Source organism: Novosphingobium sp. TCA1 (genome assembly GCF_009811895.1).
Taxonomy (GTDB): Bacteria; Pseudomonadota; Alphaproteobacteria; order Sphingomonadales; family Sphingomonadaceae; genus Novosphingobium; species Novosphingobium panipatense_A.
Map to the genome: position 1 here is coordinate 1 of NZ_BLJH01000025.1, position 12,781 is coordinate 12,781.

Consider the following 12,781-nt stretch of genomic DNA (forward strand, 5'->3'; position numbering starts at 1 on the left):
AAAGCAGTCTTGAATCAGAACCCGGCCCGCTTGGGAATCCCTTTTGTCAACACGGCCTAGATTGATCTTGGTTGCAGTGTTCATGATATGAAACTCGCTGTTTTTCGCCAGAGTGCCGCATTCGATGCTATTTTCTGGCGAGGGTGAATTCGTTCAACGAGTTTCGTTTTCGATGATTGGCGCTAATCTTGCCCTTCCGTTTGCAGTAAATGGTATTTAAATTGTGCGTTCGTGAAGTATTACTGCACTCTGACAGTTTGTTAGGTAGTCTGCCGGATCATTCAGAATCGTACCAGCGCCACCACCTGGATATTTCAGTGTGAACAAGCTGTTGTCTCTCCGGTGTGAAACCCTGCATTAACCATGGCGCGATGGGCGTAGCTATTTCGGCCGCACTTTTTAGGATTATCGGCAGCCTGACACTACGCATAAGTCCCGGCGGCGATCGCACGCGTCATCTGCAGTTTTGGGCAGGCAGAAGCCGAATATTTTGATGATGGCACCGGATCCGAATGGCCACTGGAGCCGATTTTCGCAAATTGGCGAGGCTCTATGGTTCGTAAGGGCGTTTATCGGCCAATCCGCAGCATGATACGACGATTATGGCGCTGTGGGCCGTGCCTTACTCAGATTCGCTTCGAGCGAATGCCGGCTAGACCGGGCAGACCGCGTCATCGAAAAGACGGATGCGGTATTTGACGGCGCTGTCTCGCGCAGTTCTGTTCCATCTGATGGCAAAACCCAACGTTCCGCCTTTCTGAACATCTACACGTCGATTGATGGTGCTGCTCTTCGAGCTTGGTAGCGGCTGAATGTCACGGCCATTGACCTGGAGCGAAATGGAGGGAAGCTGCGCGCCGGGATTGGCGGCCGAGAACTCACCCACGATGCGGAGCATGCCGGTGCGAGCGGCTGGAAACTCCAGCAGCAAGGCATCGTCTGATGGCCCCGGAATGGCGAGATCTGCAGATACGCGCGGGAAGGCGGCGGTGGTTCTGCCAAGATAGGGCGTCCAGGGCACTCCATCGCCTTGCTGGCCGGGGAGAGTTTCGAGCGGCACCGTGTGCTGGGCATTCAGCGTGAAACTTGCAAACCCGGTGGGCACGGAGCGAATGCCTTTGGCCGGGTATGAGAAGCCCAGGAAGCTGTCGGCAATCAGGGAGAGACAGCCCAACTTCACGCTTTCCGGGAATGCCAGCTTGCGGCGACCCTGCAGGATCAGCACCCGGGTTTCATCCAACGCGAGCTGCTCCGGGGCGAGGGCGTTGCCGGTAGCGTCGAACGCGGTCACTTCGGCCGTGTCGATCCAGACTTTCCGGGGGGCGCCCCACAAAGCCCAAAGGTCGGGGCCGAAGGCATGGATGAAAGTGAAAGGGTCCGGGCTGAGATTGCTTGCGCGGAACCGTGCCAGCCGATCGTTCGCAAAGCGAAAGGCTCTGCCGACTTCGGTGATACTGCCATCACGGCGAAGCAGGGGGACGAAGCCGTCGCCCCTGTCGTTCAGAGGGTACCAGTCCATTTCCGAAAAGCCGAGCGACGAAAGGGTCGCATAAGATCGCACGAGGTCGTCCGCGGCCGAAGCGGGATCCACGCTACCGAACTCCGTCACATGGAGGGGCATGTTTCGCAACAGTGGATGGCGACGCAGCACGCCAATCTGGCTGGGCAGCTGGTCGATCGGGGTCGTGTAGGGGTGAAGGGCCAGGCCAGCGAGATCCTTTGCCCCCGGGCTATCCAGCAATGGCCAGAGGAACCCGGCAGGAAGTGAATGGACCGATCCGCCGATGACCCGGACCTTGGAACCGGCAGCTCTTACGCCTTCTGCGGCAGCGCGAACCATGGCCAGATGATAGCGCCTGCGCTGAGCCAGGCTGCTTTCCCTGACGACGCCGTTGACGAAGTTGTTGCCGTTGATCTCGTTGCCGATCTCCAGCGTATCGATCGCCGGATAGCGCCGCACCAGTTCGGTCACGAAGTTCGCGAAGGCTGCAAGGGCTTCTGTGGAGTGCGGCGTCTGTCCGGCATCGTAGAGCGGATTGCCCCAGTTGAGCGTCAGGGTGAGACGCGCGTTACGGGTGGCGAGACGCGCGGGGTAACTCGTCATTGGAGTGGTGAATTCGTAGTGCCCCGGTGTCTTCTCCACGTCGGCCCAGCGGATGCTGTCACGCCAGTTCGTGAGAGGCAGGGCCAGGGCGCTTTGGAAGAGGGCCTCGTTCCAGCCTTGCGAGAAGTTTGATGCGGCGCCCAGGCGCATGGGTTCGGTCGGCTGAACGTCGTTGGCGGAAAGGCGCGGCGCCTCAACCGCAGGTGCCGAGGATGTAAGAGCATCCTTGGCCATGTTGATGCTCTGGGAAGGGGCCGCGAGAGGGCTGCTTTTCGCAAGCGATAGCGCTGCGGCCAGAGGGATGGCGTATGGTTTCAAGATTTTGGCTTCGTGCGGGTCTTTGCGATTTCGGCGTAGAGATCGGCCACGCCCGATCGCGCTCGCTCGATCACCCTGGCGTGATCATCAGGATCGATTCCCCGGCGGATGGCCTCTTTCATGCATTCCAGGGTGATCGCGGGCGACGCTGTGAAGGGATCCAGCATCCAATTTGCGAGATCGACGGATTGTACGAAGGAATCTAGCTTCGGATCCCAGGTCAGGGCAACGAAGGGGATCCGGCAGGAATAGGCGGCGATGATCGCATGCATACGAAAGGCGACGAGGCCTTGCAGCCTGCTCACCAGCCTTGCGAGTTCTTGCGGGGTCCTGGGTTCGGTAGCGGAAATTCTGCCCGGCCAGGGGCCTGCCGAGAGGGCGCTCGCGAGCCGGCCTGCGCAAGCACGGTCTTCGGGGCTGCCATTCGTGAACAGGACTACATCGTACCCCTCGCTCGCGAGTTCCTCGGCAAGTTGGCGATACCAGGATTCCAGAACGGCCTTTTCGACGGTCGTTCCCGAATGGTAGCCTACCGCGACGGGGCTGGTGATATTCAGACCTATCGGGCCGTGGCGATCAGCTTGCGCGGGTGCAGAAGGAGAAAGACCAAATCGCGCATGGGCGAGCAGGCCCGGGTCCGGCGCGACAGAGGCCGGAAGGCCAAGCTCCGAACCGAATTCGGCATCCCATAAGGCCTGGGATCGCTGATCTCTGACGAAGACCTTTCGCACGACGCCCCGCTCCAGTGCGCGGCGCATGAGGGCCCGGCCCTGGCGGCTCCAGCCGGTCGACACGCCGCAGCCGTAGATGAAGACGGGCAGACCGCGTCTTTCAGCTGCTTCTATGGTGAGCGCAATCTTGGTCGGAAAGTTGAGGTCGAGATCGACGATGAGATTGCCGCCGCCGATGACCACGCAGTCCGCGTTTTGAAGAGAGGCTTCATAGTGCGGGCGCCACCGGCGGCGGGACTGCACGGCGAGCGGCAGGCGCACCGAATGCCGTCGCAATAGGGTGGGCAGCATATGCAATGCACGAATGAGCGTGCCCCGTCCCGCTGCGCCCGGGCCATATGCGGTGCGCCCGGCAAGGTCCACCGACGAAGTATCGTCATGCGCGCCGCAATCCACCAGTGCCTGTTCCAGGCATTCGGATAGGAGACCGTCCCCCAGGTTGGGGCTGTATTTGACGTTGAATATTCGCACGCGGGGGCGGTGGACGAATTCCGGGGCCGCTTGCGCAGTTTGAAGGCTGTTGGAGAAATCTTGAAGGGGAGCGGTTGATGAATGCATGAATGCCATGTCCTCAAGCGGCCATCTCGGGTTTAGGAGCAGCGGCTGCGAGGCCGCTGATCTGGCGGGCGACTTGCGCGATCACGCCCGAGGATGTCGGCAGATACTCGAAGCTTCCCTGTCGCCCCGCCGTGATGACACCGGTTCTGCCGATCCGGGCGAGCACGCTGTCTAGGGTCTTGCGGGTGCCTACCGAGAGCAGTGGGTAGCAGTCCTCCAGAAGTTCATGTCCTTCCAGCTTGAGGCCGCGGGCCAGCTTGAGGCTTTCCACATGAATGCAGAACGCCGCGAAAGCGCCTTGGGGATCGTGCTGCGTACCCGGCGGCAGCGTCGTTTCCACCGAGAAGAATTCGCGGGGGATGGCCGGATCGGGGTAGATCCGCGAGTAGATCGTCGCGCGCTTCCACGTGCCGTCCGCGTGGAAATTGAAGAGTACGTTGCCGATATCGGGATGGAGCCATTCTGCCGAAACGTAGAGGGTGGTCATGTCCAGGCTTTCCAGACCGGAAGGACGCGAGAACAGGGCGCGATGAAGCCTGTCGAGCGGAATGGTACTGACAATGGCGGAAGCCACGCGTGTGCCGTGGTCCGTCCGTATTTTGAAAAACGCCCCTTCGCGCGCCAAGGATACGATGCGTTCGTTCAGGGCGAATTCCACACCCATCGCCGAAAGCTGCCGGGCAATGGGACCGAAAAGGGCATCGAAGCCTTGCTGGGGCCGTACGCGCATGGACCACTGCCTTGCGGACGCTTGCGGTCTCCGGGGCAGGACCGCCCGGGCCGCGCTTCGTGCAAGGTTCTTCGTTCGCGTGAAACGCTCAATAATGGCCATTCGGCGGAAGAAGAACTCTTCGTCGATCTGCCGGGGCGGCACGTGGTGGAAGCGGGCCAGGTAATGGCGCAGGCCGGTATCATCGAAGAAGCGTCGGCCCAGCCTTTTGGTGCAGAGCTTTTCCAGCGTGCCGTCCTGCCTGAGGCAGATGCGCGAGACGATCAGGTCGAGAACGGCGAGGACAAGGCGAAGAACGGGCTGCCTGAGCAGATCACGGGGCTCTATGGGATAGAGGAGGATCGATCCATCCGGCGCTATTCGGCGTTGAATGCTCAAAACTTCCGGGCAGGATTCGCGCAATGCTGGTGCAAGGTCGAAAATTCTGGCCGTTTCTTCGTAGAAGATGCTGCCTGCATCGAAAGTATAAGGGCCGATTTGACGGCTGCGATGGGTGCCGCCGATCTGAGCTTGCTGATCGATGACGATAACTTTGTGCCCAGCCGCCTGCAGGGTGGCGGCGGCACTGATTCCGGCGATGCCGCCTCCAAGCACAATGACGGATTCTGCGGACGCCGGGGGCGGCACTTCGCTCATGAAAGGCACTGTCCGCTTGAAGCGGAGTGTTCAGCATGGGACCGAAGTGAAATCGCAAGGACGATTGCTGCCGATACCATCACGCCCTCCGGTCTCCTGACCCGGTACAGGTGAGCGGGCTGTCGTATTTCTATTGGGACGATCAGCGGGCGGCAATTCGATCATTATCCGTTTTGGATGTGGCTGCTTGCTTCTTGATCCACTTTTGCAGTGACTTCATTTGCATCGACACGGCATTCTGCTGACAACATGCCGGAAGGAAGCTTGCCGATTACACCGTCGGCTTTCGACCAGCTTTCACGAGCGGGAAGGCGTGACGGCTTGGGATCGTGCCCATCATAGCCCGGATGACAAGGTCTTGGGTGCTCGTTAGGCGCAGTGTTTGCGGAAATTTGGGCACCATAGTGCCAGTCCCGGCAAGTCATGCGACTTGCCGGGAACCGAACGTCATTCGGGCTGATTGGTTGGCTTAGCGGCTTCCGCCTTGGGACGAGCCTTGCGGGAGCTTGCCGCAGCCTTCGCAGGGGTGGTCTTGGTAGCCGCTTTAGCGGCGGTCGGCCTGCTACGCTTGGGCTTGGCAGGTGCGGCAGGCTTTGCCTCGCCAGGAGCGGCGGCGGCTTCCGGCTTGGTGGCGGGTGCTGAAGCTGTGTTGGCGGGCTTGGCGCTCTTGGCCTGGCCGGTCTTCGGCTTACCGGTCTTCGGCTTCGCTGTCGCGGCCTTGGTAGTAGCGGGCTTGCTCACTTCCTGCTTGGGCGCGGGTTTGGTTGTCGCGTGTGCGGTGTCGGCTTTAGGCGTAGTTGCTTGCGGTTCCCTGGCGAAACGCTTCTTCGCGGCGCGAGGGGCCTTTGCCGGTTTGGCGGGGGCGGCCTTGAACTCGCCGCTTCCCGCCGTAGCGGGCTTTGCGGAGGCTGCCTTTGCTGCGGGTGCCTTGGCCGCAGGCGCAGGGGCTTCAGTCTTGGGTGCCGTCGGTGCCGTGTCGCGCTTGACGGCGCCGGGGCGTCCGCCGAGGCCCATGCGCTGGGCTACCGCACGGCGGTGTTCGGAATAAGCGGGCGCGACCATCGGATAGTCCACGGCAAGGCCGTAGCGTGAACGATATTCCGCAGGCGTCAGGCCGTTGTTGGAGAGGTGGCGCTTCAGGCTCTTGTAGGGCTTGCCGTCGATCAGGCTGAGGATATGCTCGCGTGAAGCAGTGCTGTCCTCTACCGAGACAGCAGGCTTGTATACCGGCTCGCTTTCGGCAGTCGATTTCGGTTGGGCGGCGAGCGCAGTGCGGGTCTGCTCGATCAGATCGGGCAGTTCATTGCTGGGCACGCTGTTGTTGGAAAGATAGGCGCTCAGCAGATCGACCGTAAGACGGGTAAGGTCGAGGTTTTCGCTATTGGGCATCACATGCTCCCTTGGAGATTTCGCGAGTTGAACCAGCCAGCTTTTCTCTCGCACAATCGAAGTAACTATACAGGAAATGCCCTAGGGGCAATTAGTCAATTTGGAGTGTTCGCGCCGGGTGCGGCGGCGTAGAGTTCGATCTGCGCATGAAGTCCGCCCGTCGAGGACTGGCCGACCCAGATGTCGAACAGTCCAGGTTCGGCAATGCGGCGGTTGCCGTCTCCGACGAACTCCAGATCCCGGCGGGTGAGCGAGAAGCGCAGGGTCTTGCTCTCGCCCGGATCAAGCGTGACGCGTTCGATGCCCTTCAGCTCGCGGATCGGGCGAGTGCGGCTGGCGACGCGGTCGCGGGTGTATAGTTGCACCACTTCGCTGCCGCGCCGACTTCCCTTATTGGCGACCTTGACGGCAATGCTGACAGTATCATCCCACCGCATTGCGGTGTCGGACAGTTTCAGGTTGTCGAGCACGAAGTCGCTGTAGCTGAGACCATGCCCGAACGGGAACCGGGCGCTGTTGTCGGTGGTGGTGTAGCGGGCGCGATACTCGGTGCGATTGTCGACGACCGGGCGGCCTGTCGACTTGCGGTCGTAGAAGAACGGTTCCTGCCCGGATTCCCAAGGGAAGCTGACCGGCAATTTGCCGGAAGGGTTGACCTTGCCGAACAGTACGTCGGCAACGGCATGGCCTGCTTCAGAGCCGAGAAACCAGGTTGCCAGAATGGCCTGGGCATTGGCAACGCCATCGTGAAGGGCGAGCGCGCGGCCATGGCGAAGCAGCACGACCACCGGCTTGCCGGTGGCGGTTACCGCGTCTGCGAGAGCCTGCTGCACTGCGGGAATTTCGATGGTGGTGCGCGACTGTGCTTCGCCTGACATCGTCTGCGTTTCGCCCAGAGCGAGCAGCACGATGTCCGCCGCCTTGGCGGCTTCCACGGCTTTGGCGATGCCGCCCTCGATCGCAGCGTCGGCGCCGCAGCCCGGCACGACGGTCAGGTCTGCCGGATCGGCAAGCGCGGCACGCAGGCCGCTGGCGATATCCACGCCCTTGCCGGGATCGCCGTAGAACGCCCAGGGGCCGTAGACATTGTCCTTGTCCTCGCCGAACGGGCCGATCAACGCGATCTTGCGGCTTTGTGCAGGGTCGAGCGGCAATATCCCGCTGTTCTTGAGCAGGACGATCGAGCGTCCCGCGCTTTCGCGCGCCAATTCCCTGTGCGCGGGGGTGGCGAAGCGGGTGCGTTCGACGTCCTCGTCCAGCGAACGCCAGGGATTGTCGAACAGCCCCATGGCCATCTTCACGTAAAGGATACGGCGAACGGCGACATCGACCGTTCCCATCGGTACGGCGCCCGATTTCACCAGTTCCGGCAGATAGCGGATGTAGAGGCCGCTCTGCATCGACATGTCGACGCCTGCGAGGACGGCAAGACGCGCGGCGTCGCGCTCGTCCTCGGCATAGCCATGGGCGATCAGTTCCTCGTCGGCGGTATAGTCGGAGAATACGAAGCCCCGGAACTGCATTTCACCGCGCAGGATATCGGTGAGCAAGGCGCGGTCGGCGGTTGCGGGAACGCCGTTGATCTCGCTGAACGCAGCCATCGTGCTGAGCGCCCCGGCGGAGAAGGAGGCGGAGAAGGGCGGCAGGTGGGTTTCGCGCAAGGTCTCGTCGCTGATATCGATGCTGCCGTATTCCAGGCCCCCGGCGACGGCACCGTAAGCAGCGAAGTGTTTGGGGCAGGCGAGCAGGGAGTCGTTGCGGCGCAAGTCGCGTCCCTGGAAGCCGCGCACCCGTGCGGCCGAGAGCAGCGACACCAGGGTGACGTCCTCGCCCGAGCCCTCCACGACGCGGCCCCAGCGCTGGTCGCGCGCGACATCGGCCATCGGTGCAAAAGTAAGGTGAAGGCCTGCGGCGGTGGCTTCCACCGCCATGGCCCGTGCGGTGCGCTCCGCGAATGCCGGGTCGAAAGTGGAGGCTTCGGCAAGGGGAACCGGAAAGATCGTCTTGAGGCCGTGGATCACGTCACCCGCGAACAGCAGCGGAATGCCGAGGCGGCTATGCTCGACGGCCAGTTCCTGGGCGCGCCGCGCTCCGGCCACGCCGATGCCGTTGAACAGGCAGCCGACCCGGCCCTTGCGGATTTCCTCGGAAAGGCGCTTCTCGTCCTGGATACCGGCTTGGGGATTGGGCGGGTTGAACGGGCGGAAGGCGTCGGCAAGGCAGGTCATCTGCCCGGCCTTCTCCTCGATCGTCATGCGCGCGATCAGGTCGTCCACGCGCTGCACTTCAGTGGCGGCAAAAGTGATGCGGGGCAGGCCGAAAGCAGCGGCGCTGCCAAGGATGCCGGACAGGACGGCGCGGCGATGAATGGTCATGGAAGCGAGAAGACGATCCGGTTACTGCAAACGATGCCCCCGAAACGCCGGTAGAGATATTTTTGTTGCACTGCGGCGTAAAAGCGATCGGCCGGTTGTCGCTTGGGACAACCGGCCGATCCTTTTGCCGTAAAGGCGGCTCAGGTCAGGGCGGGGCGCAGCAGGACGGGCTCTGCCTTTGGCTCCGGCTGGGCCTGCGGGATCGCCGGAATCGTCTCGTCCACCGTCACGGGCACATCGCTCTTGAGAAGCGCGACCGCCTCGGCCTTGCTTTCGACCGCCGGGGGCGAGCCGCGCAAGGGAAGGCCTGCGGTTTCGCGCACGGTCAGCATGGTCAGGATGCCGATCGCGGCAGCGCCCATCAGGTAATAGGCCGGAACCAGCGGATCGCCGGTGCGGCTGACCAGCCATGCCGTTATCAGCGGAGTCGTGCCGCCGAACAGCGAGACCGAAAGGTTGAAGGCGATCGACAGCGCGCTGTAGCGAACCGGGGTGTAGAACAGCGCGGGCAGGGTCGAAGGCATCGAGCTGGTGAAGCAGACCAGCGCCACGCCCAGCAACATCAGGCCAAGGAAAATCAGCCAGTCGTTACCGGTTCCGATCAGGAGCAGGCTGGGGATCGCCAGTACCATCAGCGCGGCGCAGGCACCGATGATCATCGGACGGCGGCCGAGGCGGTCGCTGAACAGGCCGCCGATGATGTTGAGCGGCATCATGACCAGCATCACCAGGATGATCAGCAGCAGGCCCTTGCTTTCGGCATAGCCCATGGTCACCGTAAGGTAATTGGGCATGTAGGTCAGCAGCATGTAGTCGGTCACGTTGAAGACCAGAACCAGTCCCACGCACTTGAGCAGTTGCGGCCAATGCAGGCGGAACATATCCGACAGGCCTGGGCGATCGGCCTCGCGCGCATCGACTTGTTCGCTGTAGGCCTGGAATGCGGGCGTTTCCTCCAGCTTGAGGCGCATGTAGAGGCCGAGCAGGCCCAGCGGTCCGGCGATCAGGAACGGCACGCGCCAGCCCCAGGCAAGCATTTCGGCATCGCTCAGCGACATCTGGAGTGCCGTGACCGTGCCGGCACCGGCAATATAGCCGCCGAGCGTGCCGAATTCGAGCCAGCTGCCCATCAGGCCGCGCTTCTGGTCGGTGGAATATTCGGCAATGAACGTGGCCGCGCCGCCGTATTCGCCGCCGGTCGAAAAGCCCTGGATCAGGCGTGCGACAAGCAGCAGGATGGGCGCGGCGATGCCGATCCGCTCATAGGAAGGAATGAGGCCGATGGCGAAAGTGCCGACGGCCATCATCACCATCGTCAGCGCCAGGATCTTGTGGCGGCCGTAGCGATCTCCGAGAGGGCCGAACACCAGTCCGCCCAGCGGACGCACGAGGAATGCCGCGGCGAAAGTGGCCAGCGTGGCGATAAGCTGCACCGTCGGATTGCCCGAAGGGAAGAAGACATGGCCCAGCGTGACGGCGATATAGCCGTACACGCCGAAATCGAACCATTCCATGGCATTGCCAAGGGCCGCGGCGCCGACCGCGCGGTTGAGCAGGGAGCGATCGACCAGGGTAATATCGTCGATGGCCATTTCCCGGCGGGATTTGAACCAGCCGAATTGCGCATCCTGCGCAACGGGATCGTGCATGTCTGTCTCCGTTGGCACTCGGGCAGGCGCGCGAAAGGGCACCACTATCGCCGAGCGGGAGGCGGCCGCCGAGCGGCCGTGAAAAGGTGCGATGCCGAAGGAGGCATCAAGCGGGGGAGGGCGTCCCATAGACATGCTTTGCCCAAAAAGGGGGTAATAATGGTCGAACCGTGCTTCTCTGGCGATGAATTGAATATTCGCGAATTTGCGCCGAAATCGGCTTCAACGCGATTTCGGTGCTATATTCTCAGTGAAAATGTCGGAACATCGGTCGATATATGAGCCGCGACAACGATCATGATATCGGTACAGGATTGCAGATACATCGGTTGTGGGCAGATGTGATCCGCCGGGTCCTGCTATACGACTCAAAGACAGTCAGTTGATCCGAATGATGTATGCTCGATTATCGAGGATTCACTGCTGGTCCGATCGGACAGCGGCTGTCAGGCCGCCGCCACCCGGCGGGGCGCATGTGCGGCAAGGCATGTCACCACACTGGCCCCCATGCAGGCGATCGCCAGCAGTTCGGCAGGGGTGGGCAGGCGCGCTTCCCAGAGGAAACCGTAGAGCAGGGCGAAGGCCGTTTCGAACAGAATCATCTGGCCGACCATGGTCAGTGGCAGCAGGCGGCTCATGGTGTTCCAGAAGGCATTGCCCACGACGGAAGCAAAGAGCGCCACTCCGGCGGAGACTGCGAGGAAGCGATACCATGCGGCTGCGTTATGGCCGGCGGGTTCGAGAAGAAGCGCGAACGGCACCAGCAGCACGGCCTGGAAACCGGTGACGATCCCGAGCAGCAGGCTCCACTCATGGGCCGAGACATCCTGCAGCCGCACCAGCCAGCGGCTGTTGATGATCGCGAAAGTCGCCCAGGAGGCAAGCGCGCCGACCGCGCAGAGGAGCCCGACCAGCGGCATGATCCCGGCTTCGGCGCGCACGCTTCCCAGCGTCTGCCAGCCGATGCAGGCCATGGCGCCGAGGCCCAGCAGGAGCGACGGGGCCAGTCTCGCAAGCGAGGGAGCACTCGCATCGCGGCTGCCGATCACCGTCACGACGACCGGAATGAAGCCGATGATGAGCGAGGTGACGGTAACGCCGGCCATTTGCACCGCGCTCGACAGCAGGATGTAGTAGAGCGTGTTGCCCAGCAGGCTGAGCCAGGCAAGGGCGATCCACTCCTTCCGTCCGAGATGGCGCCTCAGCATGGGCCAGCGCGGCAGCAGCAGGGCGGCGGCGATCAGTCCGTAAGCGAGATAGCGACCGGCTGCGAGGTAAAGCGGGCCGAAGTCGTGGGCGAGTTCGGGCGCCAGGAAGACCAGCCCCCATACTGCGCCCGCCGCCGCTCCAAACCCGACGCCGACAACCTTGTTTCGCCCATCCGACACTGCAAGCTCCATCGAGAAGAGGCGGCAGACTGCATCGGTTTTCCGCCGCAGTCTTGTCTGCGTCTACGCCGGTTTTGACGCAGGCTCCGGCCGATCGCCGGGCGTGAGGGGCGAGGGAGCGTCCATCATCCGGCGGCGATAGGCAGCCGGGGGCATGCCCGTGGCCTTGCGCATGGCGCGCGTCAGGGCGCTCTGATCGCAGTAGCCGAAGCGATAGGCCAGTTCGGCAATCGAGGCGTGCCCGGAGCCCAGTTCCTCGCGGACTTTCTGGAGACGCAGCTCGGAAAGCCAGGCGCGCGGCGTGGTGTCCAGTTCCTGGCGAAACAGTTCATGCAGGCGGCTGACGCCAAGCCCGGCATGGCTGGCCATCGAAGCGGCGCTCCAGTTCCGGCCGGGCGCGGCTTCCACGGCCGCCAGCAGCCCGGCCAGCCGCAGGCGGGCGCGGGGCGGCGAACCGGCGAGCGTCTCGAACAGGAGCGGCGCCCAGCGTTCGACCATGGGGCGGAGCGTCTCCGGGCGCGTATCCGTCTGGGCCGCCATCAGCGCCATGAAGTCCACCAGCTTGTTCGCGGCCGGGGACAGCGCGCAGAAGGGCCGTCGGCCGAGTTCCTCGCGCAAGTGCGGGGACAGATCCTCGGGGTCGAGGTCGAGAATGAACGAGCGGTTTGGTTGGTCGCTTGTCTGATCGTGGCGCAAGTCGGTTTCCACGAAGGCCAATTCGCCGCGCCCGATCCTGCCGCCGCGCGAACCGACTTCCATGACCAGTGCGCCTTCTAGCGGCAAGACGATCTGCGCGAAGCCATGGCGATCGGTCGTGCTTTCTGCGCCATAACTGCGCATGTCGAGGGATAGGGGCGACGACGGTGACATGACGGCCTGTCTACCACCTTTGCGCGGTGGTGC

At 62.8% G+C, this 12,781-nt stretch carries 8 protein-coding genes; all 8 read right to left on the bottom strand.

What is annotated here, in order from left to right; translation table 11 throughout:
- Positions 1 to 652: 652 nt before the first annotated feature.
- Positions 653 to 2,338 carry a hypothetical protein gene (locus NTCA1_RS21990; RefSeq protein WP_159831857.1) on the bottom strand — a complete coding sequence of 562 codons (1,686 nt, stop codon included), beginning with the start codon at positions 2,336 to 2,338 and terminating at the stop codon, positions 653 to 655.
- A gap of 80 nt (positions 2,339 to 2,418) precedes the next feature.
- The gene (locus tag NTCA1_RS21995) at positions 2,419 to 3,711 is read right to left on the bottom strand and encodes a polysaccharide pyruvyl transferase family protein (protein ID WP_159831858.1); all 1,293 of its coding nucleotides are present in this window, start codon (positions 3,709 to 3,711) and stop codon (positions 2,419 to 2,421) included.
- Between the two features lie 13 nt (positions 3,712 to 3,724).
- A complete protein-coding gene (locus tag NTCA1_RS22000) occupies positions 3,725 to 5,077 on the bottom strand; it encodes an NAD(P)/FAD-dependent oxidoreductase (RefSeq protein WP_159831859.1) in 1,353 nt (450 codons plus the stop codon).
- A gap of 447 nt (positions 5,078 to 5,524) precedes the next feature.
- A complete protein-coding gene (locus NTCA1_RS22005; RefSeq protein WP_159831860.1) occupies positions 5,525 to 6,466 on the bottom strand; it encodes a MucR family transcriptional regulator in 942 nt (313 codons plus the stop codon).
- A 95-nt stretch (positions 6,467 to 6,561) separates the two neighbouring features.
- A complete protein-coding gene (locus NTCA1_RS22010; RefSeq protein ID WP_159831861.1) occupies positions 6,562 to 8,841 on the bottom strand; it encodes a glycoside hydrolase family 3 N-terminal domain-containing protein in 2,280 nt (759 codons plus the stop codon).
- A gap of 140 nt (positions 8,842 to 8,981) precedes the next feature.
- Entirely contained in the window at positions 8,982 to 10,490 is a 1,509-nt protein-coding gene (gene proP, locus NTCA1_RS22015) for a glycine betaine/L-proline transporter ProP (RefSeq protein WP_159831862.1), read from the bottom strand.
- A 446-nt stretch (positions 10,491 to 10,936) separates the two neighbouring features.
- The gene (locus NTCA1_RS22020) at positions 10,937 to 11,878 is read right to left on the bottom strand and encodes a DMT family transporter (RefSeq protein ID WP_236549519.1); all 942 of its coding nucleotides are present in this window, start codon (positions 11,876 to 11,878) and stop codon (positions 10,937 to 10,939) included.
- Positions 11,879 to 11,941: 63 nt separating this feature from the next.
- On the bottom strand, positions 11,942 to 12,748 hold the full coding sequence (locus NTCA1_RS22025; RefSeq protein ID WP_159831864.1) for an AraC family transcriptional regulator: 807 nt from the start codon (positions 12,746 to 12,748) through the stop codon (positions 11,942 to 11,944).
- Between the last annotated feature and the right edge of the window lie 33 nt (positions 12,749 to 12,781).